General features: G+C 44.8%; 18 protein-coding genes. 13 read left to right on the top strand and 5 right to left on the bottom strand.

Annotated elements, in window-relative coordinates:
• Positions 1–82: 82 nt before the first annotated feature.
• Complete coding sequence (locus BC643_RS02955) at positions 83–1,666, bottom strand: RagB/SusD family nutrient uptake outer membrane protein (protein WP_120271679.1); 1,584 nt, start codon at positions 1,664–1,666, stop codon at positions 83–85.
• Between the two features lie 12 nt (positions 1,667–1,678).
• Positions 1,679–4,714 carry a SusC/RagA family TonB-linked outer membrane protein gene (locus tag BC643_RS02950; RefSeq protein ID WP_120271677.1) on the bottom strand — a complete coding sequence of 1,012 codons (3,036 nt, stop codon included), beginning with the start codon at positions 4,712–4,714 and terminating at the stop codon, positions 1,679–1,681.
• A 1,081-nt stretch (positions 4,715–5,795) separates the two neighbouring features.
• Here BC643_RS02950 and nagB point away from each other — a divergent pair.
• The 13 genes from nagB to BC643_RS02885 all read left to right on the top strand — a co-directional run bounded on the left by nagB (position 5,796) and on the right by BC643_RS02885 (position 24,836).
• A complete protein-coding gene (gene nagB / locus BC643_RS02945; protein ID WP_120271676.1) occupies positions 5,796–7,742 on the top strand; it encodes a glucosamine-6-phosphate deaminase in 1,947 nt (648 codons plus the stop codon).
• Positions 7,743–7,787: 45 nt separating this feature from the next.
• Positions 7,788–10,073 carry a family 20 glycosylhydrolase gene (locus BC643_RS02940; protein ID WP_120271675.1) on the top strand — a complete coding sequence of 762 codons (2,286 nt, stop codon included), beginning with the start codon at positions 7,788–7,790 and terminating at the stop codon, positions 10,071–10,073.
• An 11-nt stretch (positions 10,074–10,084) separates the two neighbouring features.
• The gene (locus BC643_RS02935) at positions 10,085–12,751 is read left to right on the top strand and encodes a transglutaminase domain-containing protein (protein WP_120271674.1); all 2,667 of its coding nucleotides are present in this window, start codon (positions 10,085–10,087) and stop codon (positions 12,749–12,751) included.
• 178 nt (positions 12,752–12,929) lie between these two features.
• Positions 12,930–14,357 carry a glycoside hydrolase family 125 protein gene (locus BC643_RS02930; protein ID WP_120271672.1) on the top strand — a complete coding sequence of 476 codons (1,428 nt, stop codon included), beginning with the start codon at positions 12,930–12,932 and terminating at the stop codon, positions 14,355–14,357.
• 96 nt (positions 14,358–14,453) lie between these two features.
• Positions 14,454–17,096 carry a glycoside hydrolase family 2 protein gene (locus BC643_RS02925; RefSeq protein ID WP_211337960.1) on the top strand — a complete coding sequence of 881 codons (2,643 nt, stop codon included), beginning with the start codon at positions 14,454–14,456 and terminating at the stop codon, positions 17,094–17,096.
• Between the two features lie 158 nt (positions 17,097–17,254).
• The gene (locus BC643_RS02920; protein WP_120271671.1) at positions 17,255–18,292 is read left to right on the top strand and encodes a sensor histidine kinase; all 1,038 of its coding nucleotides are present in this window, start codon (positions 17,255–17,257) and stop codon (positions 18,290–18,292) included.
• The gene (locus BC643_RS02915) at positions 18,289–19,047 is read left to right on the top strand and encodes a LytR/AlgR family response regulator transcription factor (protein WP_120271669.1); all 759 of its coding nucleotides are present in this window, start codon (positions 18,289–18,291) and stop codon (positions 19,045–19,047) included. The genes BC643_RS02920 and BC643_RS02915 overlap by 4 nt, the downstream gene beginning before the upstream one ends.
• A 105-nt stretch (positions 19,048–19,152) precedes the next feature.
• Positions 19,153–19,578 carry a DUF2147 domain-containing protein gene (locus BC643_RS02910; RefSeq protein WP_170154435.1) on the top strand — a complete coding sequence of 142 codons (426 nt, stop codon included), beginning with the start codon at positions 19,153–19,155 and terminating at the stop codon, positions 19,576–19,578.
• Positions 19,575–20,885 carry a TolC family protein gene (locus BC643_RS02905; protein WP_120271667.1) on the top strand — a complete coding sequence of 437 codons (1,311 nt, stop codon included), beginning with the start codon at positions 19,575–19,577 and terminating at the stop codon, positions 20,883–20,885. Before BC643_RS02910 ends, BC643_RS02905 begins: the two co-directional genes overlap by 4 nt.
• 9 nt (positions 20,886–20,894) lie before the next feature.
• Positions 20,895–21,989 (top strand): efflux RND transporter periplasmic adaptor subunit, encoded by a 1,095-nt coding sequence (locus BC643_RS02900; protein WP_120271666.1) that lies wholly within the window; start codon positions 20,895–20,897, stop codon positions 21,987–21,989.
• On the top strand, positions 21,986–23,251 hold the full coding sequence (locus tag BC643_RS02895) for an ABC transporter permease (protein WP_120271664.1): 1,266 nt from the start codon (positions 21,986–21,988) through the stop codon (positions 23,249–23,251). The genes BC643_RS02900 and BC643_RS02895 overlap by 4 nt, the downstream gene beginning before the upstream one ends.
• 3 nt (positions 23,252–23,254) lie before the next feature.
• Positions 23,255–23,944, top strand: a complete 690-nt coding sequence (locus BC643_RS02890; RefSeq protein ID WP_120271663.1) for an ABC transporter ATP-binding protein — start codon at positions 23,255–23,257, stop codon at positions 23,942–23,944.
• A 22-nt stretch (positions 23,945–23,966) separates the two neighbouring features.
• Positions 23,967–24,836 carry a DUF6268 family outer membrane beta-barrel protein gene (locus BC643_RS02885; protein ID WP_120271662.1) on the top strand — a complete coding sequence of 290 codons (870 nt, stop codon included), beginning with the start codon at positions 23,967–23,969 and terminating at the stop codon, positions 24,834–24,836.
• 7 nt (positions 24,837–24,843) lie between these two features.
• Here BC643_RS02885 and BC643_RS02880 read toward each other — a convergent pair whose 3' ends face one another.
• From BC643_RS02880 to BC643_RS02870, 3 genes are all read right to left on the bottom strand, one after another.
• Positions 24,844–25,449 (bottom strand): 7-carboxy-7-deazaguanine synthase QueE, encoded by a 606-nt coding sequence (locus BC643_RS02880; RefSeq protein WP_211337959.1) that lies wholly within the window; start codon positions 25,447–25,449, stop codon positions 24,844–24,846.
• Positions 25,427–25,777 (bottom strand): 6-pyruvoyl trahydropterin synthase family protein, encoded by a 351-nt coding sequence (locus BC643_RS02875; RefSeq protein ID WP_245994850.1) that lies wholly within the window; start codon positions 25,775–25,777, stop codon positions 25,427–25,429. The genes BC643_RS02880 and BC643_RS02875 overlap by 23 nt, the downstream gene beginning before the upstream one ends.
• 133 nt (positions 25,778–25,910) lie before the next feature.
• Entirely contained in the window at positions 25,911–26,783 is an 873-nt protein-coding gene (locus tag BC643_RS02870; RefSeq protein ID WP_120271660.1) for a DUF72 domain-containing protein, read from the bottom strand.
• Positions 26,784–26,888: the final 105 nt, after the last annotated feature.

Raw genomic sequence — 26,888 nt, 5'->3', positions numbered from 1 at the left:
TTATGTCCGGGAGAAGGCAAAAAAAAAGTTCCGGACAATCGTCCGGAACTTGGGTCATTTCAGGTATTCTGATTTTTCAGAATCAAAAGTTTGTGCCCGTGCCTGTATCCCACCAAACGCGGGTACCGCCGGTGTCTACACCGCCAAGCAGTGTTACACCACCTGCCACACCTTCTGCATCAGAAGTGTATTCTGCATCCGGATACGGAGTTCTTCTTACGAATTCATCGGTGCTGATTTTTCCGCTACTGTAGTTAACGACAACCGGTAATAATTTAGGATAACCTGTGCGTCTGAATTCAGACCAGGCTTCTTGTCCGTCGGGGAACAAGGCAATCCATTTTTGAGTTATAATACGCTCCAGGTTGCGTTCGTTGCTTTCAGAAGCATCCCATTTAATGGTGATGTCGCTTGACGCAGAGAAGCTGTTATCCGAGTTTTTTGGATCAACATAGTCTGCAAATGTGCTGGTTTCGTCGTCCTCGTAGGTTGAATAGCTGCTCAGTCCATATTGTTCGAAGGACTGTTGGATACCTTGATTGTAGTATTCTTCTGCACTCAGGTCGCCCATGCTCCAGCCGCGCAATGAGCCTTCAGCGCGCAAGAAACTCACTTCAGCTGCTGTCATAATTTGAGCGGTTGTAGACCCGGTTATCGTTGAGCTAATACCTGAGAAGTCTACATAGGTTGATTTGGAATCGATAGCGATACCCTGACGAATACCTTTATAGGTACCATCCGCCAAATCACCGTCTGTTGCAGTTTCAAAGTACATTGGCAAACGTGGATCGCTGTAACCTCCCATGATTGATTCTACAGTAGCACACATCCGGCAGTCGCTCCAGCTATCACTGAAATACCACAGAGGGTGAACCGAACTACCCAAATCAACCATGAAGTTGTCGTCGTTTGTTTCCATTACACCATATTCCTGACTTATAGCAGCTTCTGCTTCTTCCTGGGCTTTTGTAGGATCAACATTCGCTAAGCGCATGGCTAAACGAAGACGCAGTGAGTTTGCTGCTTTTACCCATTCGGCAACATCACCGCCGTAAGCTGCGTCGAATTTTTCGAATGCAGTACTTCCAGCGTCGGCATATGTTGTCAAGGTATCAATTGCAGCATCCAATTCGTCGAAGAAGGCGTAGTATACGTCTTTTTGTGAGTCGTAGCTATATGGAGCCGATTCCGCACCATAATCGCTGTAGATAATCGGACCATAGTTGTCGGTCACACGTTGCATGGCGAAAATTTTCAAAACCTGTCCCCATGCGTAGAAGTTCGGGTATTCGGTGTCGACATTGTACTTGTTTACGATCAAGGAGAGATTCGACATTTCATTACTGTAGGTAATATCCCATTGCTGGCTGTACCACACAAAGTTATAGGTTACGTTATTCCGGTTCGACTGGAATGGGGTAGGCGGAACCATGTATTGAGCAAATGCATCTCCCGTTAAGTTTTGCTCAGTTTGCAAGCCGGTAGTCACATTGTAAATATACTTTTGCATAGTCGTTAAGTACCCGCCAATGTTTACGAAATCGATTGCCGCTTGCTCTTCGGTTACACCATATGGATCGGTATTTTCAGAATCGAAATTGCTGGTACAACCAACCATGTTCAGAAGCAAAGCAAAAATTGCACTTATATATAAAGTATTTCTCATTGTTAAGACAGTTTAAAAGTTAACTTGAAGGTTGAACCCTAAAGATCTTGAAGTCGGTGCGCCAAAGTTTTCTACACCTTGAGAACCGTTACCTGTACTGATGGTAATATCCGGGTCAGTTGGTGCTTCGTTGTAGAAGAAGAAAAGATTAGAGCCCACCAGAGATAAATTAATGTTGTTTATCAGGTTGGTGTATTTTTGAAGATCGAAGTTGTAACCCAGTGATACTTGGCGCAGACGTACGTTTGTAGAACCGTAAACATATTGCTCCATAATACCTGCACGTCCGGCAGTACTTGTGTAATAGGTTTGTGCGTCAACGGTACCTTCGTAAGCCGAACCGTCAGATAAAACACCTTTTACTTTTACACCTCCTGCTTCGCGAGCGTCGGCAGTAGCTTGCGATACACCATTGGCATCCAAATAAGCATTGGTCATTGAAACAAAATTTCCACCGAATTTTCCATCAACCTGAAAACTCATGTTGAATTTTTTGTAGCTAAAGCTGTTTGTCCAGCCCATCATCCATTTTGGAGAAGCGTTTCCAACTTTGCGTTTTGTTGTGTTCTTCGTTGGAACATAGGTGTCGTCATCCAAAATAATGTTACCATCATCGTCGCGGGCGTATTGGTAAACGTAGATGTCGCCCATTTTTCCGCCTTCAACAACGTACATGTCGTAGCCTTCGCCGCCACCACCCATGGTGTAGTAACCATCCAGGTCATCACTCAATTTCATGATTTTATTGGTGTTGGTCGTGAAGTTGACGTTTGAATCCCAAGAGAATTTCTTGCCTTTCACCGGAGTTGTCGATAATGTAATTTCCAAACCTTTACTGCGGATGTGGCCTGCGTTTACATAGTATGTGTCGTAGTATGAACCACTGGGTGCGTCCAGTTCCAGGTATTGGTCTTTCGTATCAATTTGGTAAACAGAAGCATCAAGTCCCACGCGGTTATTCAGGAATCTCATTTCCAAACCGAATTCGTAGCTGTCCTGCATCTCTGGTTTCAAATCGGTAAACGGCGTCACTGAGTTGCGGGAAATCAGGTTGTCCACATCTACACCATTAACCGGGTTGGTTTTGAAAGCAGGGATTTCGTTACTTACACGGGCATATGATCCGCGCACCTTTGCGAAGCTGATTGCTTCGGGCAATTGAATCATTTGGCTCAAAATCGCACTTAAACCTACCGATGGGTAGAAATAAGACAAGTTGCCGGTGTAAGCCAAAGAAGATGACCAGTCATTACGACCTGAAAGATCCAGGTAAAGCATGTTATTGTAGCCCAATGAAATATTGGCAAAAGCCGATTCTTTGATCAGGCGGGAATCCATCACATTTCCTGAAGAGAAAGCTTTAATTGAAGAGATGTTTTGAATTGTAAAGACATTGGCCAGGGTAAGACCGTATGTGTCACTGTCAATAGCGACTCCATCGCCAATTGTTTTGTTTTGGTAACTTGTTCCGATTACTGCGTGTAAATCAAGGTCATCTGAAAGGCTGTGGTCGTATGTCAACATCAAGTCTCCATATGCCTGATAGCTTTCCAGGTTAGAGTAAATATAGCGTCCGTTGTCGGATACCAATACAGAACTGGAACCGGCATTCGCTTTCAATTCGTAGATTTGACGGGTGTAGTCGTAGCTTCCGCGGGCAGATAGGTTTAACCCTTCGGCCAATTGATAGTCAAGAGAAACGTTACCGATGATACGGTTTGTCTTTTCATCATTTTGGTCTTTATACAAAATCCAGTAGGGGTTCATCTCTCCTTCGCTGTTTCCGGATATCGCCCAGTTTTGAGTCCACATGTTACGATCCGAATCCCACACTTTATAATTGTTTTTGTAGTCGTCGAAGTCCAAACTGCGGGGGAAGTTGTATAAACCAAGCAACGGGTTCCAGTAGTAACCGTTCAGAATCTTGTTGTGTACTTTCTGTTGTGTCAACATTACATCCGAAGTCACCGTCAATTTATCATCGAAGAATTTCGAAGACTGTTTGAATGTCAGGTTGTTTTTCTTGAATGTGTTGGTTGGTACAACACCTTCGGAGTAAGCATTTGAGTAAGAGAAGTAGGTCGTTGTTTTGTCGTTACCACCACTAAGCGTTATACCGTTTTTGGTTGTTACACCTGTTTGGAAAAAATCTTTCACAAACGAATCGTCGTAGTCGCCTTCTTCGCCCCAACTTGATTCTGAGCCCTCAGAAGTTTGGCCGTATTTGTATTGAAGATCAGGCAGGTCAAACGCTTGTGTTATGCTGGTATTTGAGCTGAAAGTTGCTTTTGTTGTACCGTTTTTCCCTTTTTTAGTGGTGATTAAAATCACACCGTTCGAGCCTTGGCTACCGTAAAGGGCAGCGGCGTTGGCGCCTCTCAAAATAGTCATGCTCTCGATGTCATCCTGGTTGATGTTTGACAAACCATCACCACTGTCGCGTCCACCATAGAATCCGCTGGCATCCGACGTTTGATAGTTAGCCATCGGGATACCGTCAATTACAAAAAGGGGTTGGTTGCTGGAGGTAATATTTCGTGTTCCCCGAAGCGTAATTTTCGTAGAACCTCCCGCGCCCGCGCTACTTTCTCTGAGTTCAACACCGGCTGTTTTTCCACTCAAACTCGATGCAAAATTAACGCCTTGTGTATTAGCGATATCTTCGTCAGAAATGGTCTGAGAAGAATAGCTCAGCGCTTTTTTGTCTCGCTTGATACCGAGAGCGGTGACAACTACTTCATCCACCGCAATGTCGCTTTCTTGTAGTACGACATCAATTTTAGTTTGTCCGTTTACCGGGACTTCCTGAGTCTGATAACCAACAAAAGAAAAAACCAGCACCTGATCGGAAGCATCTTTGAGGTTAAACTCAAAGTTTCCGTCAAAGTCGGTTGTAATCCCATTGGTTGTCCCTTTTTCAAGTACGGTTACACCCGGTAGCGGCTCTTTGTCGCCGCCCGATATAACAGTCCCTGTAATTTTCTGAGCAATTGCCGGAGCAGCTGCCATTAGAGAGAAGATTAAAAATAAAATGGGTAACTTCTTCATTTTTTATCAATTAAAAAGTGATTGAATTAAAGTCTGAATAATTCAGACAGGTTTTATTTTATTCTAAAATTTCAAATACAGATAATAAAAATTAAGATTATTAAATACTTTTTAACACTACCGACATTTATTCGGTAGAACCATATTTTTTGTGTGTTTTTGATTAAGGAGTGGGGTAAAAGTAGACACAAATATTAATTCACCAATAAAATCCTTAAAAAATGTGTGCGAAAACATTAAAAAATTTCACATTATAAAAGTCTGTTAATTGGCACAAAAACAATAATTTATACGGAATCGTCTTTTGATTGTGTGCAAAGTTATGATAATTGAAATTTTGGATAATCGCGGCTGATTTTTAGTGTAACTTCTTAGTAGAAAATTGTTTTAACATAACATTTTTAAAATATTTAAATGTTAAATAGTTGTTTGTTTTTACGTTTTTATAATCTGGTTTTATTTAACATTATTAGGGTAGTGACTGTTAATAAGCCTAAATCTTTATGAATGGTTTTTATGAGGCCGCTTCTTTGGCAAACTTCAGTTTCAAGATAAGTTACCCGAGTTTTCCTGTATTTGTAGTGGGGAAGACTTAGGTAGAAATTAAAACCCAGCTTGCATCCTTGTTTTAATGGAAGTTTTTGAGTTGTGTTATTGAAAATTTGACCGTGAATTGCAGTTCTGCTACCGCGTTAATATGAAACCAGATAGCATTATTTTCAGTTATATAATTAATAGTTGATGGAAGCAGCTGTCATAGACATGTTGTATCCTCGAGTAAATATATTAGGCAGTGGCTTTTAAATAAAAGCACGGTTGCCTGGTTGATTTCAGATTTCGTTTTGGGCTTTTAATTCAGGTGCTCGTATTCAATTTATTTTTAAAAATGAACCGATAAAATACCTGATTGTTTTTTAGAAGTAAAGTCACGATGTGTGCGGACACTATTCGTATGTTAATTTTTGTGTGTGCGGACACATTTTTTCAAAAAAAGCAGGTTTATTGGAAAAAATATCTATAGTTTTGAAAAAGTCTAAATAACAATTGCTTCGCGATATAGTAGAATAAAATATTGACAGTTATGAATTACAGCCTAAGTTACATTGAGAAAACAATTGAAAAGCTCCCGATAAATGTGGTGGAGAATCAGTTGGTTGGGGCCAAAATTATGGCCGGAATTATAGCCGATATAATTAAAAAGAAACAAGCTGAAGGAAAAATGGCTGTGTTGGGTCTGGCTACCGGTTCTTCTCCGATAAAAATTTACCAGGAGCTCGTTCGTCTGCACAAAGAAGAAGGGTTAAGTTTTAAAAACGTGATCACTTTCAATTTGGACGAATATTATCCGATGAGCCCTGAGGATGCACAAAGTTATGTGTATTTTATGCACAAACATTTATTCAATCACATCGATATTTTGCCGGAGAATGTAAACATTCCTGACGGTTCGTTGAAGATTGAGGATGTGTCTGCATTCTGTAACGCTTACGAAGACAAGATTGACGAAGTAGGTGGTATTGATATCCAGGTATTGGGTATCGGTCGTTCGGGCCACATAGGTTTTAACGAACCTGGATCTACTGTGAATTCAACCACTCGTTTGGTGAAACTGGATTCAATCACAATTTCTGACGCCATCAAAGATTTTGGTGATGAGAAGTTGGTTCCTCACCGCGCAATCACAATGGGTGTTGGCACAATCCTGAAAGCTAAGAAAATTGTTTTGGCAGGTTGGGGTAAAGGTAAATCAGCAATTCTGAAAGAAATGATCGAAGGCCCGGTTAGCCCGGATGTTCCTGCATCGTTCCTGCAATTGCACAAAGACGTATCTGTTTATTTGGATGCGCCTGCAACAACAGAATTCACCCGCACAAAAGCTCCTTGGTTGGTTGGTGTGGTTGAATGGACACCGAAAATGGTGAAAAGAGCTGTGATTTGGTTGAGCCAAAAATTGGACAAACCAATTTTGAAATTGACCGACGACGATTATAAAAAATCAGGTTTGCGTGACTTGCTTGTTGAGTACGGTGGTGCTTACGACCTAAATATTAAAATTTTCAGCCAGCTGCGCGATACAATTACCGGATGGCCGGGTGGTAAGCCAGGTGCTTACGAAAAAACTCGCCCTGAACGCCCGGAGCCTTCTATCAAACGCTCAATTGTATTCAGCCCGCACCCGGACGACGACGTGATCTCGATGGGTGGAACACTGATCCGTTTGGCTGATCAGGGACACGATGTGCACGTTGCTTACCAAACTTCAGGTAACATTGCCGTTTTCGACGATGACGCGCTGCGTTTTTCTCAATTCGTTGTTGACCTGTTGGACAATCAAAAAGTAGATTCTCCGGAGATTGCAAAAGCAAACGCTGAACTGAGAGAATTCCTGAAAAATAAACAACCCGGACAAATTGATACGCCGTATGTGAAGGCTGTAAAAGGTTTGATTCGCGTAGGTGAAGCTGCTGCCGGATGTCGCTATAGTGGTGTGAAAGAAGAAAATGTACACTTCCTGAACTTGCCTTTCTACGAAACCGGACAAGTTGAGAAGAGCCCGGCTTCGGATGCTGATGTGCAAATTGTAGTAGACTTGCTGCGTAAAATTCAACCTCACCAGATTTTTGCTGCCGGTGACTTGCAGGACCCGCACGGAACTCACGAGGTTTGTTTGCAGATTATCTTCAAAGCAATTCGTAAAATGCGCGCTGAAGGCGACAAATGGTTGGACGATTGCTACATGTGGTTGTACCGAGGTGCATGGCAGGAATGGGATGTTGAAGACATCGAAATGGCTGTGCCAATTAGCCCGGGAGAATTACACCGCAAACGCAAAGCGATCTTCAAACACCAGTCACAAAAAGACGAGCCTGTTTTCCCGGGTGAAGACAAGCGTGAATTCTGGCAACGTGCTGAAGAACGTAACCGTACAACGGCGGAGATCTATGACCAATTGGGTCTGACAGAATACGAGGCGATTGAAGCGTTTGTACGCTATCCGTTCGACGACGAAGAATCTTTTCTGAAGTAGTCGTCCCTCAAAGCCAACGTGTTCTTTCAATCAAAACAATAAACAATGAAAATATACCCCATTTTTTTGCTGGTGGTCATGCTGCTTTTTGCAGCATGCCAGCCATCAGTAAAACCAACTGAAATAAAGATTATCCCCAAGCCGGTTTCGTTAACAGCGACCGGAAAGAGTTTGGTCATCGACAAAGGTGTCCGGATTGAAACTTCTGATTCAGATTTGGCATTCGCTTCAGACTACCTGATGGCGCAAATGCAAAAGTTAACACCTGCAATCTGGCTTGCTCCAAGTGAGTCGGGTGTGAAGGTAGAACTAAAATTAGATGAGACCATCACTGAGGAAGAAGGTTATAAACTCACAATTGGTGATAAGATTGTTTTAGCGGGGAAAACGAAAAATGGAGTTATTCACGGAATTCAGAGTTTATTACAGATACTTGAAGAAGGTAGCCAGACCGATAATGGTCTGGTAATTCCGACGGTATCGATTGATGATTATCCCCGGTTTGCCTACCGGGGAATGCACCTGGACGTAAGCCGTCATTTCTTTGGAGTTGATTTTGTGAAAAAGTACATCGACCTGATTGCCATGCACAAAATGAACACCTTCCACTGGCACTTGTCTGATGACCAGGGGTGGCGGATCGAGATCAAGAAATACCCCAAACTAACCGAAGTAGGAGCGTGGCGCGTAGATCACGAAGATTTGCCCTGGAATGAGCGTCCAGCTCAGAAACCGGGTGAAAAAGCGACTTACGGTGGTTTTTATACTCAAGAACAAATTAAAGATGTGGTTGCCTACGCCGCAGAGCGTGGCATTACCGTAATTCCCGAGATTGATATTCCGGGACATTCGGCTGCAGCTATTGCGGCTTACCCGGAACTTTCGTGCCGCGATGCCCAAATCGGCGTTGCTTCAGGCGGAAAAGCCGAGATCAGCATTGTTTGCGGCGGTAAAGATTCGGTTATCGAATTTTATAAAAATGTATTGACAGAAGTGATGGACTTGTTTCCATCCAAATATATCCACATTGGTGGTGATGAAGCGTGGAAAGCAGAGTGGGAGAAGTGCCCGCTGTGTCAGAAGCGTATCAAAGAAAAAGATTTAAAGGACGAGCACGGACTGCAAAGTTATTTCATCCAGCAACTCGACGATTTCCTGGTTTCAAAAGGCCGGGCAATGATTGGCTGGGATGAAATTCTCGAAGGTGGCTTGGCCAAAAATGCGACAGTAATGTCGTGGAGAGGCGAGTCCGGAGGGATCAAGTCGGCCCAAATGGGACACGATGTAATTATGACCCCCGTTGATTATTGCTATTTCGATTATTACCAAAGCCCTGATAAAGATTTAGAACCATTGGCATTTAACGGCCTTATTACGCTGAGCAAAGTGTACAACTACGAGCCTGTTCCGGCAGAATTGACTGCAGAAGAAAGCAAGTATGTACTGGGTGCTCAGGGTAACATGTGGTCGGAGTGGATGCCAACCGGAGAGATGGTTGAGTACCGCGCATTGCCACGTATGACAGCACTGAGCGAGGTGCTCTGGTCACCAAAAGAATCGCGCAATGAGGCTGATTTTATCAACCGTTTGGAACCGTTCCTTGACTGGTTGACTGATACCGGGTATAATTTCCATATTCCGACTCCCCAAGGTATTTTCAATAAGATGATTTTCATGGATTCGGCCAAAGTTGATTTGACAAATTCATGGCCGTTCGCAACCATGCATTATACACTGGATGGCAGCGAGCCAACTCCTGAATCACCAATTTATACCGAACCGCTCAGCGTTTCAACAACAACAACATTGAAAGCTGCCATTTTCATGAAGGACGGTCGCCACGGGCCGATTAAAACAGCTTTGTTTGAAAAAGCCGCTCCGATTGATGCGTTCGACGTGGATACAACGAAATTGGAACCCGGATTGAAATATGCATATTACGAAAAAGCGATTAGCCGCGTGGGGCAAATGAAAGAACTGAAACCAGAGAGCACAGGTGTTGTGAGTGGTGTTGAATTCCCGAAAGAAGCGCGTGAAGGTCTTTTCGCACTGTCGTTGTCTGGCTATTTTTACGCTTCCGAAACGACTGTTTACACATTCTCGCTGTCATCCGATGACGGAAGCCAGCTATTTATCGCCGACAGCCTGGTTGTTGATCACGACGGCTACCACGGACCAACCGTCAAGTTTGGTCAAATTGCACTGAAAAAAGGCTATTACCCAATTTATGTGGGCTACTTTGACGGCGGTGGCGGGTACTCCCTCGACCTTGAAGTAAAACAAGGCGATGGTGAAATGAGTAAATTACCTGCGGAACTCGTAAAACATTAATCAAACCAAAGATGAATATTCGAAACTCGATCATATTAGCTCTCGTTGCCCTGATTGGATTTTCTTGCAGTCACAAGGAACAACTGATCAGTAACCCGGAGCAATTAAAAGATATTAGTCACATGTTGGAGGCTCAGAAAAAACTGACAGCCAACAGCAACATCCACGTGTGGGACGTTTTCGATCAGCCGTTGACGGATGATGAACGTCAGGCGATGGAGTATTTGTACGCCTATATGCCTTTGAGTGACTTAGGCGATCTACCAGCCGATTTCTTTCTGACAAATGCACGTAAAAGCTTGCAAACTCGTGAGGACATGGCTTGGGGAAAAACTGTTCCTGAAGATTTATTCCTTCACTTTGTATTGCCGGTTCGTATCAACAATGAAAACCTGGATTCGTTCCGCATTGCGATGTATGACGAGATCAAAGCACGTGTTCAAAATATAACAAGCATGGAGCAGGCCGCACTGGAGGTCAATCACTGGTGCCACGAGAAAGTGGTGTACCGTGGGACGGATATCCGCACCAGCGCTCCGCTGAGCACTATTCGCAAAGCTTTTGGCCGTTGCGGCGAAATGTCAACCTTTACGGTTGCTGCCTTACGAACAGCGGGTATTCCTGCCCGCCAGGTTTACACACCGCGCTGGGCGCACTCGGACGACAACCACGCCTGGGTTGAAGTTTGGGTTGACGGCGTTTGGAAATACCTTGGTGCTTGTGAACCGGATGCTCGCCTGAATATGGGCTGGTTTACCGAGCCTTCAACCCGAGCTATTTTGATGCACACCCGTGCCTACGGTAAATATTTTGGTCCTGAGGAAGTGATCAACCACGAAGATCGTTTTACCGAACTGAATGTCACTTCAAACTATGCACGCGTTAAAAAATTGTATGTTGACGTGAAAAACGCTGACGGAACGCCTGCTGAGAATGCAAAAGTTGAGTACCAATTGTATAATTACGCTGAATATTTTCCGATCGCCACACAATACACAAACGCAGAAGGAGAGACTTCTCTTTCAATGGGCTTAGGGGATATCATTGTTTGGGCCAGCCAAGGTAAAAAAATCGATTTCAAACGCGTTTCAATTTCACAAGTTGACACCGTGAACCTGGTTTTAGCAAATGAAGAATTGAATGGAAAGCATTTCGATTTTGACTTTGTTCCGCCACACGTTGTGACTGACACCACTCAGTTGACAGCGACTGAAAAAACTGTGAATGAGAAACGTTTGGCGCTGGAAGATTCAATCCGGGCTTGCTACATCGAGACATTTAAAACTGATGACTGGAGCAAAGCTTTGGCTAAAGAATTGGGACTGGACGAAGATCCGGTTGTGAAAGCTATTCACCTGAGCTACGGAAACTGGCCGGAAATTGAAGCTTATTTGCGTGAGAATACAAAAGATACGCATGTGCTTGATTTGTTGAGAGGAATTTCGGACAAAGATTTCAGCGACACCAAAGCATCAATCCTGAGCGCCCATTTACAGAACACGATTCACGATACGAAGTTACCTGAAGAGATTTTTGTCGACTACGTTTTGGCTCCGCGGGTGTTGAACGAGATGTTGCGCACCTGGCGCAAGTCGCTGCAGGAATCTTTCGCTGCAGAAAAAGATGAATTTGTAAAAGATCCGCAAAAACTGACTGAATGGATCAAGCAAAATATTACGATTGACGACATGGCAAACATGCACTCGCGCACCGATTTGAGCCCGACAGCGGTTTACAATCTGCGCGTTTCGGATACCGAGTCCCGCAATTTCTTCTTTGTTGCCACATGTCGTGCACTGGGTATTCCTGCCCGCCTGAACCCTGCAACCGAGTTGCCTGAGTTCTGGAAAGACGGGGAGTGGATCCGTGCTGAGTTTTCTGAAAATATGCCTGCGGTGCCAGAAACCGGAAAATTGATTCTGGTAAACGGCGACAACCCGATTGAGCCGCAGTACATGATACATTTTACAATTGGCAAATTGATTGATGGCAATTACCACACCCTTCAATATCCGTTCACCAAGAAGGTAACTGAGTTTGGTGAATTGGATTTGGAGGCAGGAGATTACTACCTGGTTACCGGTAACCGTTTGGAAGATGGTTCGGTGCTGAACAGCTGCGACTTCTTTACGATTGAAGCGGGTAAAACAAAGACGTTGACAGTAACATTGCGCCAGTCAATCGATGCTCCGAAAGCAATTGCGAAATTGGAGTTCAGCCAATTGAATATTTCAAAGTTAGACGATAAGATGGTTGTTTCGTTGGATCAAGTGGCCGGCGGCAAGAATATGGTGCTGGCCCTTCTTGATCCTAACAAAGAAACATCAAAACATATTTTGAACGACTTGGGCGACTATCTCGAACATTTCAATGCCTGGACAGGTGAGTTCGTGTTTTTAACCGCCGAAGATCGTCCGCAGCTGGGAGCTGTGCTGAACAGCTATCAACTGCCGAAAAATTACATCAGTGGTTTCGACAAAGACAACAATGTGTTGCAGGCGCTGATGAAGAATTTTGGTGAAGATGTGAAAAGTAAATTGCCGTTGGTGATTTTAACTGACGCCAGCGGCCAAGTGTTTTTGTTCTCCTCCGGTTATAAAATCGGAATCGGTGAGCAGCTATTGAAAGTCATTCCTGCCATGACGATGGCGGGTTCTGAAAGCTGCTGCCAACCATAAAACATGTCGTCTTTTTGGGTTTGACTGAGCATGTTTTATACAATCCGTTCTACATATATTTTGTTTGGGTTAGATCAGTGAGAATGGGTTATACAGGGGCTTCGGCCCCTGTATTCAATTGAAAATTTGAAAACAACCGATATAATTGCAATAAGACTTAAAATCAAACAGACTGAATATGGAAAGAAGAGACTTTTTAAGATACAATTCGTTAGCGGTGGCCGGCATTTTGACCGGTTCAGTTTGGAACGCGGCACATGCGGCGAAAGCCGAATTTGTGAGCCAGCGTCCACCTGTAGGCAAACGCCATTTTACCAGCAAAGCAGTTGAGAAAACAATCGCCGAGGTGAAAAAGGAAATTGCCAACCCCGAATTGGCCTGGATGTTCGAAAACTGTTTCCCGAATACACTGGATACAACTGTTGACTTTTCAGTTGTTGACGGAAAGCCGGATACATTCGTAATTACTGGTGATATTCACGCCATGTGGTTACGCGACTCAACAGCCCAGGTTTGGCCTTATCTACCTTTGGTAACGAAAGACAAGGACCTTGACGAGCTGTTCCAGGGAGTACTGAATCGCCAGGCCGAATGTATTTTAATTGATCCTTACGCAAACGCATTTAATAAAGAAGCTACCGGAAGCGAGTGGGATACGGATAATACCGAAATGAAACCGGAATTGCACGAACGCAAATGGGAAATCGATTCCCTGTGTTACCCGGTTCGTTTGTTGTATCACTACTGGAAAACCACCGGCAATACGGCTTGCTTCACTAAAGAATGGCATAAAGTCTTCCGTTCTGTTTTAGACACCTTTAAAGATCAGCAACGGAAAAACGATAAAGGTGATTATTATTTCACCCGGAACACACCTAAACCAACCGATTCATTGTGTTGTGGCGGCTATGGGAACCCGGTTAAGCCGGTGGGCCTCATCGTGTCCTCATTCCGCCCTTCCGATGATGCGACAGTTTTACCGTTCCTGATCCCGTCGAACTATTTTGCAGTGACGGTTTTAGGCTACATGGCCGAAATTTCGCGCACAATTTACAACGACGCTGCTTTAGCTGCCGAAGCTGAATCATTACGGAAAGAAGTCGCCGCAGCAATCGAAAAGTACGCAGTAGCAACGCGTGAAGGTTTGGGTAAAGTGTTGGCGTTTGAAGTAGATGGTTTTGGTAACCAACTATTCATGGACGATGCGAACATCCCGAGCTTGTTGGCACTGCCTTACCTGGGAGCTTTGAAAATTGAAGATCCTTTGTACCAAAATACCCGTAAGCTTGTTTTGAGCGATGCTAATCCCTGGTACTTCAAAGGAACTGCAGGCGAGGGAATCGGTGGGCCGCACGTTGGTTCTGAAATGATATGGCCAATGAGTATTGTAATGCGTGCCATGACTTCAGAAGACAGTGAAGAGATTAAACATTGCCTGGAAACGCTGATTAAAACGCACGCCGGAACCGGTTTCATGCACGAAACCTTCCACATGGACGATGCGACAAACTTTACCCGTAGCTGGTTTGCCTGGGCTAACACGTTGTTCGGCGAGCTGATTGTGAAGATTTATCACGAAAGACCTGAAGTATTAAAGCAGGTTTAGAACTGAATAAAATGAGCCGGAAGGCTTTTATTAAAACCAAGACTTGTAGATGTTGAGTTTGCAAGACTGTAATTGATTTTAAAGAAAGGACAAATAATGACTCGTTTTACCCTTAAATTTTATGGGGTGCTGATGCTTCTGGCAGTTGTGTTGGCTCCGTCGCTGGCTTCGGCTGGTGTGGTGGAGTTATCCAAAAACTGGAAGAGTGCACCGATGACTAAAGTGAAAGCTTCGGGAGAAGAGATTTCTGCTACCGGCTTCAACCTGAAAAAGTGGCAACCGGCAATTGTGCCGGGCACAGTGTTAACCAATATGCTGGAGTGGGGCGAAGTGCCGGATCCATTCTACGGAATGAATAACAACAAAATCAAAGACATCTACGAAACCGGTCGCGATTATTACACTTACTGGTTTGTCAACGATTTTCAGCAAAAAGCCAAAAAAGGAGAGCAGGTTTGGTTGAACTTCCGTGGGGTAAATTACAGTTTCGATGTGTTCCTGAACGGAAAAAAAGTAAATACAGAACGTCACCATGGAATGTACCTGCGTTCAAAGTATAACATCACCGACTTGTTGGCTGCCGATGGCAACAACCGTTTGGCGGTGATCGTTTACCCGGTTGATGTGGTGGGTAACCCGAATGGCGGACAGGGTGGCGATGGTACCATTGCCCGTAACGTAGCACTGCAATATGTTGCCGGTTGGGACTGGATTCAACCTATCCGCGACCGTAACACCGGTATTTGGGACAAGGTAACCGTTGAAACAACCAAAGCGGTTGACCTGCAAAACCCGCACGTCGTAACTCGTGTGCCAGGTGTTCGCAAGCCGGGCGCTGAACAAGCTCCTGCATTTATCGAAACGTCAACTGAACTGGTAAATGCGACTGAAGCTACTGTTGCCGGTAAAGTTGTTGTTGAGATTGGCGGACAAAAAGTTGAAAAAGAAGTTTCGTTGGCCGGAAAAGCAAAAGTTGAAGTTGAGTTGCCAACGATTGAATTGGCTAATCCGAAACTGTGGTGGCCTAGCGGTTACGGTGCGCAGGACATGTACACCATGAGCGTAAAAGTGTATCTGGATGGCCAGCTTTCGGATGAAGAAACTGTTCCTGTAGGTATCCGCGAAATTCAGCACAAGTGGAACGACCACACGCGTAGTATGCAGATTTCGGTGAACGGACAAAAAATATTTATTAAAGGTGGTAACTGGATTATCTCGGATGCGATGTTGCGTTTGACCCCTGAACGTTACGACGCCGAGATTCGCTACCACCGTGATATGAACCTGAACCTGATTCGGATCTGGGGAGGTGCATTACCTGAGCGTCCTGAGTTTTACGACGCTTGTAACAAGTACGGTATGCTGGTGATCCAGGATTTCTGGATGTCGGGCGACTGTAACGGTCGTTGGGTCGATCCAATGAAAAAAGACGATCAATGGACTCGTCGTCAGTATCCGGATGATCACAACTTGTTTGTTGAATCAGCTGCCGATGTGATCAAACTGATTCGCAACAATCCATCTTTAGCTATCTGGTGTGGCGGTAACGAGATCACTCCTCCGCAGGATATTTTGGCTGCCTTGAAGGACTCGTTGGACGCATTGGACGGAACACGCTGGTTTATTGAGTATTCAAACTCCGACAGCATGTCTTACAACTTTATTGGTGGAAACGGAGATGGTCCTTATGGAATTCAGCCAGATTCAATTTTCTGGCAATATCGCACCTGGCCGTTTAACTCAGAAGTTGGTTCGGTTGGTGTTGGCGACGTGGTTTCCTTGAAACGCTTCCTGCCGGAAGAAAATCTGGTTGTACCTACTGACAAAAAAGGAACAGAAGCTGTTTCTGACGAAGTTTGGACTTACCACAAGTACATCAGCTATGGAAACTCAATGGAGCCTTATGGCGGTGCCAGCAATATGGAGGAATTTGCCAAAACTGCTCAGCTGGTTAATTACAACCAATACCGTGCCTTGATGGAAGGTTTCAGCTCGCATATGTGGGATTGGTACACCGGAACAATCATCTGGAAAACCCAAAACCCATGGACCGCGTTACGTGGACAGATGTACGATTATTACCTCGATCCAAACGCTTGTTTGTTTGGTACACGTGTTGGAAGCCAGTTGATTCACGCCATGTGCAACCCGGTTGACAAAATGGTGACGATCGTAAACAACAGCTTCGATACTCAAAACGACCTGATGTTGGTAGCGAAAGCTTACGATATGGCCGGTAAAGAGTATCCGATTACACAAGTATTCGTTTATAGCGGTCCTACATCGGTGAAGAAAATCATGTCGGTTGAACCATTCCTGAATAAAGCGGGTATGGAGAAAGACGGTGCATTCCTTCAATTACAATTGTTGGATCACAATCAAAATCTGATCTCAGATAATTTCTACTGGTATCCAAATGCTGAAGGAAACTACAGCGGATTGCAGGAAATCGGCGCTTCAAAATTGCAAGTAGAAGCCACAAAAATAGGTGACAACAAAGTGAAAGTTGTGTTGAAAAACCCAGCCGGTGCTCCGGTTGCATTCTTCAACCACCTGGCGATTGTTGATGCGAAAACCAACGAACGTGTGTTGCCAATTTTCGCTGATGACAACTACGTCTCTGTCGTTCCGGGAGCTGAAAAAACAATTATTCTGGATTGCCCGCAAGCGACAACATCCAACTGGAAGTTAGCTGTCGAAGGATACAACTTCGAACAGAAATACTTTAATATCAAATAGCATCAGTTACATTTTTAAGAATCCGTAGCCACCAGCTTTCAGCCAGCTGGTGGCTTTTTTGTTTTAGATTCACCTGATTCCGAAAGGCAGTTTGAATTGCGTACCTTGTTCCTGTTTCGTCGAAAGATTCTTACTTTAGCTTCACGATTAAAGTCAGCATGCTAAAACTATCAGCCATATTCAAAGGTGACTGGAAAATCGCCGTCTTATTTTCGGCGTTCCTTCCGGTGTTCAACATCATCATCGTTAGCCAGCACCGGCTCGACATGAGTTTCGGTAAGATTCTTTTTAACGGTTTGCTGACGTTCTGTTTCCTGATGATTAGTTGGTATGTGAATGCTTGGTTGGTACGGCTCCATGAACGTCGGAAGCAGTTGACTTCAAAATTGGCAAGACTGCTTTTCGTTTTGTTTGTCAACGCCATATTATTGGCTGTTTTTGTTTTTCTGGCGGTATACCTGATGCGCGAAATTGTAACGCCCTTCGAAGACCCGAGAGATCATTACAGTTTGTGGTTGGTTAGTTTGAAAGCAGCCGTCAGCATCGGCCTCATTTATTTGATCCAATATGCCATCCGGTCCAATCAACGGACACAACAGATGGTTTTGCAGAATGAACAACTTAAAACAGAGAATTTGCGTTCGCAGTTCGAGATTCTTCGACAGCAGGTTAATCCGCATTTCCTGTTTAATTCGTTATCGACATTGCGATCGATGATTCGCTCAAAAGAAGCGAACTCGGAAGAATTCGTTCTGAAGCTTTCTGAAATTTACCGCCAGCTACTTTTAAAGCGAGAGAAAGACACGGTGACGCTGAAAGAAGAACTGGATTTTGTTCACGATTACTGCTTTATGCTGTCGAGTCGCTTTCGCGAGAACCTCAAAATACAAATTGATGTTCCTGAGGAATTCTTGGCGCACCGGCTGCCGACCTTTAGTCTGCAGCTTTTGTTGGAAAACGGCATTAAGCACAACATGATTTCTTCGGAAAAGCCGCTTGAAATCAAAATATTTGCTTCCGACCATTTTGTTACCGTGGAAAACCGAATTCAACCCAAGATAACCAAGGAAGAAAATTCAGGCTATGGGCTGGCGAATTTGGTTGAGCGCTACAAGTTGTTGGTCATGCCCGATGCGGTGTTTATTTACCAGGATGAGGAAATATTTCGGGTACGCTTAAATTTGCTGGAACCATGAAGATTTTAATTGTTGAAGATGAGCCGCAGACAGCCGATTTACTGGCCGAGTTAATTACAGAAATAAAACCCAGCGCTGAGTTCGTCGGGACTACCGAAAGCATTGAGCAGACTGTTCGTTTTTTACAAACGAATAAGCCGGATGTCATTTTTATGGACATCCAGTTGGCTGATGGTTTGAGTTTCGAGATTTTTTCGAGGACTGAAGTGGCATGTCCGGTCATTTTTTGCACGGCCTACGATCGATATACGTTGCAGGCTTTTAAATCGAATGGGATTGAATACCTGTTGAAACCTGTGCGCGAAGAAGATGTGCAAGCTGCTTTTGACAAACTTGATAAACTGGCGTCAGCGTTCAAAAACGATCAGCAGGTGATGCAATCCATTCAGCAGTTATTTACCGAGAAGAAATCCTACAAAAGTACGGTGCTGATTCGTTACCGGGAGAGTTACATCCCGGTCCCAGTCAATCAAATTGCATTGTTTGCATTGGAAGATGAAGTGCTTTACGCTTATCGCTTCGATGACCAAAAGCACGCCGTTTTCAAAACCTTGGATGAAATGGAAAGCTCGCTCGACCCGGCCATGTTTTATCGAATCAACCGGCAGGTGCTTCTAAACCGCAACGCGATTGTTGAAATTCAGCCTTATTTCAACCGAAAGATGGTTGTAAAGGTACCGCTTAAATTGTCGGAAAAGCTCGTCGTTAGCCGCCTGAAAGTGACGCCATTCCTCAGTTGGGTTGAACAGGCTTAGTAGCTGTTCAATTCACCGCCGCATTTGTTCAGTTCATCGCAAAACTACTTCCCGAATCAGACGTTGAGCAACACCTTTGTGCACGAAAACTAAATGCACAGAGACATGAAACAATTTATTCTATTCGTCATTTGTATTGCCGAAAGTTTCGGCCTGACGGCGCAAGCGGGACCTGAAGATTTGCTGGGTAAATGGACAAATGAGGAAAAAACATCGACGATTGAATTTCAGAAAACAGAAGATGCTTATTCGGCCAGGATTGTTTGGATGGCCGAGCCCTCAGATTCCCAGGGAAACCCCAAACTGGATCGTCACAATCCGGACCAAACAAAGCGGGATCAGCCGGTTTTGGGAATGACGATCATCACCGGGCTGCATTTTGATGGTGAGACCTGGACGGAAGGTAAAATTTACGCGCCCGGCCGTGGTATTTACGCAAATTGCTGTGTCTACATCAGCGAGGGCAAACTTCACCTGGAGATTTCGAAAGGACCGTTTACTTCCACTAAAATCTGGAGTAAAGCATCATGAAAAAGGAATCTTTACTCATCGTGCTTTTTCTGCTTCAGGGAGCTGTAGTTGCCAATGCTCAATATGTCTTCAGCTCACTCGACTCGGTTTGGCGATTTGCATTGAAGCAGAATGCTGACTACAACGTTCGGTTGTTGCAGGTTGAACAGGCCCGACAGGATAGGAATGCTGCCCGGAGTTTTCTTTTCCCAACGGTATCGGCAGCGGCGAGCGGGCAGGACAATATTGATCTTTCGGTTACGCCTGTACCTGGCGAACTGCTGGGGCAGCCGGGCGAAACCATCAATATGAAATTTGGCAAGAAGTACAACTATGCAGCCGGTGTAACAGTCAATTACAATGTATTGAACTGGCAAAAAATTTACCAGTCGAAAATGGCGACGACCAATCTGGAGTTGCAGGAGGCCAATCGCGACTATTTTGAACAGGATTTGAAGCAGCAACTGGGTCAATTGTATTATGCGGCGCTGACGGCGATAAAAGCGACCGAAATCGGCGAACATGATCTGGCGGTGGCTGATACTTTGTTGTCGCTGTCTGAAGATCGTTTCGCGCAGGGAACAATCGATGCGCTGGAACTGAACCAGGCGAAAATTAGTCGGAATACAATCGCGCAGCAGTTGGAGGCAACAATGCAATACCAGGATGAGTGCCTGAGCAACTTGAAAATTTTGTTGGGCTTACAAAGTTCTGATGAGCTGCATCTGGACGAAACAGTTTCCGTGCAAATGGCTTCTGATGGTTTGCCTGATTTAATAGCCAACAGCACTTATACCAATGTCTTCAAGTTACAGACCGATTATGCTTTTGCGGAGAAGAAGAAAGCTGGTGCTGCATTTTTACCCGACTTAAAACTGAATGGTTTTTGGGGAGCCAACCAGTTTCAGGACGAGCTTGCTTTTTCGTTCAAGTCTGGCGATTGGAATGCCAATAGTTACATCGGCCTATCGGTTTCAATTCCGATTTTCAACGGAATGGCCAATCGATCCAATTACCGGTCGGCGAAGTTGAAACAGGAAATTGCAGGGCAGAACTATGCCAACGAAAGCCGGAAATCAGCGATCAACGATCAGCTGACCTACCGTCAGATGCAGCGCAACCGACAAATTGCACAGTCGGGAGAGTCAACCTTCAGTTTAACAGCCGATAATTTAAAACTGGCGGCTTTAAAGTACGACGAGGGATTGATTAGCATGGATGCCTACCTCAAGGTGTTTGACGATTACCTGGCTGCCGAAAGCAATTACCTGAACGCCTTATCTGAATTTTTAAGTTACAAAGTCATTTTCGAATCCAGAAAACAATAAGAAGAAACAATGAACTCAAAATCAATTTTATACCTGGTGGCCGTTCTGGCGTGGGGCGCCACCGGATGCCAAATGAAGGAAAAGACGACCGTACAACGGAAAGATCTGGTTGATGCTGTCTTTGCCAGCGGAAATATCGTCACGAAAGACCGTTACCTGGTGACGTCGCTATCGGAGGGATATTTGCAACATTCGTTTGCAGAGGAAGGCGACTCGGTGAAAAACGGGGAATTGCTTTTCCAGTTGCAGGATAAAACACCCAAAGCGCAGTTGGAAAGTGCTGAAATTGCTTATCAGAAAGCGCAGGACAATTTGCGGAGTGGTTCGCCGGTTTTGCAGAAATTGTATCAGCAGGAAATGCAGTTGAAGAATCAATGGCAAAACGACTCGGTGAACTTTGTGCGATATTCGAATTTGATTCAGGCAAATGCCGTGTCGAAAGCAGAGTTCGACCGGTCGAAGTTAGCTTGTGAGAACTCCGAATCGGAATACAAAGCCATTCAGAATACGATTGAGGATACCAAACGGACTCTTCGACTTGATTTGGCAAATGCGAAAGCCAATCTGGTCGCACAGCAGGAAAACAGTGAGCATTTTCTGATGACGAGCCAGGTTAACGGGCTGCTACTGCAGCGTTTCAAAGAAGATGGCGAACTGGTAAAACGCGGTGAAACGGTCGCCGAAATTGGAGCAGGCCAATATATTGCCCGTTTGCAGGTGGCGGAGGAGGACATCAATCGCGTTGAAGTGGGGCAGTCGGTTTATATCGAACTGAATACAAATCGCAATCATGCCTATTCAGCCCGAATCTCGAAGGTTTACCCGGCTTTCGATACCAATGAGCAATCCTTCATTGCCGAAGCGGTTTTCACCGAGAAAGTACCTTCCCTGAAATCGGGGACCCAGCTGCAATCGAATATTGTGGTGGCGGAAAAGAAAGGGGCGCTGGTTATACCTGCCGACTACCTGGAGCCCGGAGAACAAGTCTTCAGTGAAAAACACAACAGCTCTATTAAAGTGATGACAGGAATTGAAACCTCCGAGTGGGTTGAGATTATTGGTGGACTGAATGAAGGTGACGTCATCGAAAAACAGAAATCATGAGCAAACAAAAAAAACAAGGTTCGAAGGTGAACCGGCAAATTGCAGGCGTACACCTGACATCCAAAATCTGGCAGACTTTTGTCGCTGTGCTCGGGGTCACTTTTGGCGTGTCCATGTACATTTTCATGAATAGTTTTATGAATGGGGTGAATGCGACCCAGGATGATTTGGCTTTTAGTACTCTGGCACACGTTCGTATTTACAACGACGATGAAGTTCGGACTTACGATCCGGTAAATGATGTCTTTCAGGAGGCGAATACTCTCGTTAATTTGCGCAACCGCAAAAGCATTCAGTATACAGAAGGCATTAAAAATACATCCCGGATCATTTCAATTGTGGAGAAGCAGCCGGAGGTGGCCGGTGTAACACCGCAATTAAATTTCAGTGTGTTTTTCCGCAATGGGTCGAAGAAAATCAATGGCAGTATTTCCGGGGTCGACGTGTTGGGCGAGAACGAGTTATTTGGAATTGCCGACAAAGTAGTCGAAGGCGATTGGAATGAGCTCGAAACCCGAAAGTCCGGAATCATTTTGGGTAAAGTACTGGCCCAAAAACTTAATGTGAATGTTGGCGATAATGTCAATGTTATGACTCCGGAAGGAGTCTCGAAGAACTACGAGGTACTTGGTTTGATCGAAACCTCGGTGAAAGATATCGACAAATCGCGGGCCTACCTCAATATCACCACAGCCCGGCAGTTGCAGGGCGAAAATTTCGATTATTCCAGCGATATTCAGCTAAACCTGAATGATAAAGACAGAACGGCCGAAATTGTTCGAAGGTTGGAACCTCTGGTTCCTTATCAGGTTGAGTCGTGGCAAACGGCCAATCAGCAAATGGTGGCCGGATCACAGTTGCGTAATATCATAGCCATTGCAGTGTCGCTGACCATCTTGATTGTAGCAGGTTTTGGTATTTACAACATCATGAACATGACGATTAATGAGAAGATCCGGGAAATCGCCATTCTGAAAGCGATGGGGTTTTCGGGCAAGGATATCCTGCGCATTTTCCTGACTCAGGCTACAGTTATTGGCTTTGTCGGTGGAATAACAGGAGTGGGGTTGGGATACGGGATCTCGTCGCTAGTTCATAGGATCCCATTCAAAATTGCAGGACTATCAACACTGCCAATCAGTTACCAGCTACAGGATTTTGTTGCTGCCCTGGCATTTGGCATTGCAACAACCTTGCTTGCCGGTTACTTGCCTGCACGGAAAGCTTCAAAAATCGACCCGGTGGTCATTATCAGAGGATAAAACATGGAAACAACTAAGACAACCAGCGCACTGCGAGTGCAAAATCTCATTAAATATTTTCACGATCCCAAGACCTTCCAGGTGATCAAAGGCGTTTCGTTCGACGTGCAGAAAGGAGAGTTTCTCTCGATTATCGGGAAGTCGGGCTCGGGCAAATCCACCTTGCTCTACGTGCTCTCCACTATGGATACGGACTACGAAGGGCGGCTTGAGTTTAATGGTGAACTACTGACCGGTCGAAGTCAGAATCAGCTGGCAGCATTCCGAAACGAACACATTGGATTCGTTTTTCAGTTTCACTACCTGCTTCCTGAATTCTCGGCTTTGCAGAATGTGATGCTTCCTGCTTTGAAACTGGGGAAGGACTCGGTTGAAGAAATTGAGCATCGGGCTTATGAAAATCTGAAACTGCTTGACCTGGAACAAGAGGCATTGAAGAAAGCCAATAAGCTTTCGGGCGGTCAGCAGCAACGTGTCGCAATTGCACGTGCACTGATCAATCAGCCGTCGATTATTATGGGGGATGAGCCAACCGGTAACCTCGATAGCAAAAATTCACTGGTTGTGCAGGATATCTTCCGCAACCTGGCCCGCGAGTTTGGGCAAACCATCATTTGTGTCACCCACGACAACGATTTCGCCCGAAACACAGATCGGACGATCGAAATGGCGGACGGTAATATTTTGTATTGAATTCAATTTCTATTCTCGAGCCATGAAGCAATTATTTCAAATAGTTTGCCTGCTGTTGCTTTTCCCGTTAGCAGGCTATTCGCAATCTCTTTCGGTTTTTTCGGCCGATTTTGTTCCGACCAGGGGAAAGTCAGAAATTGGCGCAAGTGGCGATATTCAGCTGGCTTTTCCCGTGCTCCGTCGTCAGACAGACCAGCTTGTGCTTGCTCCACGATATCAATTCCTAAATCTGGACGACGGGTTTCCGTTTTCGGAGCAGCGGTTTTATGAGTTGTCGCTGAATACTGTTTGGAGGCATACAATCAACGAGAGTTGGAGTTGGGTTGCGCTGATTATGCCGGCCTTTTCCTCGTCGACTGACGAACTCTCGATGAATTCTTTTGTCTGGACCTCCGGTTTGAGTTTTACCCGTTTGCAAAATCGTCATTTCAGCTATCGGTTGGGAGTGATTTATGCCAATCGGTTTAAGAGTAACTTAATTGTTCCGATGCTGGGATTTCACTGGATCCCTAATGATCATTTTGAGCTGAATGCTGATTTGCCAATGCGGCTTCGTGTGCAATGGTTAGTTGCCGGGGGGTTGAAAATGGGGCTAGTTGCGTCTAGCAACCGGCAGATCTCGCATGTGTCTGGTTATGCCGATTTTGACTACCTGTGGTTTCGCGAGCAAAATTTGAGCTGGTTTACTGATCTCCGGATGATTCGCAAATGGTGGCTATCGTGCCAAGCCGGCTATAGTTTTAAGCGCGAATTGAAGCTTTATCAGAAACCGGAACAGGCAACATGGGAAGTAGGAGCCAATCTGACGCCATCGAAAGTAGATCCGTTTTTCGAATATGCAGATGAAGGCTTTTTCCTGAAAGTGGGAATCGCATACCAGCTTACACGGTAAGCTTTCTTTAGCGGATATTCCAAACCTTGTGTTGCTGAATGGAAAGTTGCCAGCCTGGATTAGCCAGTATGTAATCGATGCAACGCTGCAGAATGTTTTTGTCCATATCCATGCGTTCTTTCTCTTTACCCAGGAAAACAGGGCTTAGGAAATAGTGTTGCGCCTCGGGCAGTTCCTCGATCGCGTATTCCGGGTTTTCATTGAAGATGCATTTCATCTCCGAAACGCCGTTGGGAAAATTGCGTTTCAACTGCTCAGCGGTAACTTGTTTTGGAGAGCATGTAACAAAATCAAGGTTGGACGGAAGTGGCTTGGTGCCGTTTGTCTCGATCGCCTGATAATAGCCACGCTCCTTGAAGAAACCAACAATTTCTTCGGTTAATTGCAGTGCCGGTTCGCCTCCGGTCCAGATGATGTTTTTACACGGAAATTGGCTGATTTCGTCCAGCAGTTGTTCCAGCGAGTAGCTTTCGCCCGATTCAAATTCGGTATCACAAAACCAGCAATTCAAATTACACTTCGACAGGCGAATGAAGATATTTGGAATACCTGCCCGGGAGCCTTCTCCCTGAAGCGAGTAAAAGATTTCGTTAACAGTTAAGTTCACAGACATTTCCCTGGCTTTCCTGAATGACCACTTTTGTACACCAAAAACGTTTTCCGGCTTCTTTGGTACCAATGGTGTTGGCAATCCAATGCGCCATATTTTCCACAGTCGGAACCGGGATAATATCATTCAAATGTTTGTGGTCGAGTTTCTGGAAGACTTCCTCTTTCAGGTAGTTGAAATCCACAACCATCCCGTTCTCCAGTTCGCGGCTGGCCACGTAAATATCCACAATCCAGTTGTGGCCGTGCAGGTTGTTGCATTTGCTCTCGTAGGGCAAATCCAACTGGTGGCTTGCCGAAATTTCGAACGTCTTTTTAATGGTCCAAATCATCCTTCTTCACTTTTGCTTTCCCGGAAACGAGTCCGATTTTAAATTCGCTGCAAACCTAACATTATTTGCTTAGAAAATCATCTAAAAAATAGTAACAGGCTATAATTCTGTTTGTTTGAATAAAATTTACGACTTACGCCATCTGCGGTATGTGCAGATTGGTTCCAATCGCCTTGTTCAGGTGCTCGATGAAGTGTGCTGTGAGTAATGGCGATTCCTTTTCCATGTTTTGGTGAACAAAGAAATACACATCACGCAACCCCTGATCGACCCAGTTTTTGATGCGGCCGACCCATTCATCCAAACGGTCTCGGTCGCTTTGCGGATCATTGGCGCCAACATAGCGGACAAAGGCGACCGGCGTTGTCAGGCGCATGTGCAGCAGGTCTCGTCGTCCTGCAGTATCGACCAGAATATTGGTGATGTTGTTTGATTCCAACAGGTGATACACTTCTTCAGAAATACGCTGTTCGTTGAACCAGCTGGTGTTGCGCAGTTCTACAGCCAGCGGAATAACTTTGGGAAAGTTCTCGATAAACGAGACCAATCGCTCATAATTCTTATAGCCGAAGTTATCGTGCAGTTGCAGAAAAGCCATGCCAAGTTTATGCTCGAAATGGGCAATGTTATCGCAATATTCATCGGTTAGCTGCTCCACATTGTTTAATCGGCGCATGTGGCTGATGCTTTGCGTAATCTTCGGGAAAAAGCGGAAATCCTCCGGCGTTTTATCGCGCCAGTTAATTACCCGTTCTGCTGGTGGCATGCCATAAAAAGTAGCGTTTAGCTCAATGGAGTTAAACTGGGTGGAATAGTATGTCAGTTCGTCTTTTGTTCCTCGCGGATAGAATCCTTTCAGGTCTGTCTTGTTCCACTTGGCACAACCTACATAAACATTTAATGGTTTCGATCGATCGTTGTTTTCTAAAATGATGGTTGTTGCCGGGTGATCTTCAGGGAGGCTAAAATCAACTTCAGCGGGATTGTCTACTTGTCCGAATTTCATGGTAAGATTTATTCTTTTTTAGCTTGCTTATTCAACCCCAAAGTTGGGCAAATGTTTGCTGTTCTATTGGGTTTTGTAGGTTTCAGAAGTTAAGAAATGGCTGTT

The sequence above is a fragment of the Mangrovibacterium diazotrophicum genome, assembly GCF_003610535.1.
Classification (GTDB): domain Bacteria; phylum Bacteroidota; class Bacteroidia; order Bacteroidales; family Prolixibacteraceae; genus Mangrovibacterium; species Mangrovibacterium diazotrophicum.
Note: the sequence above shows the minus strand (reverse complement) of the source record. Positions and strands in the feature narration are given on the sequence as shown.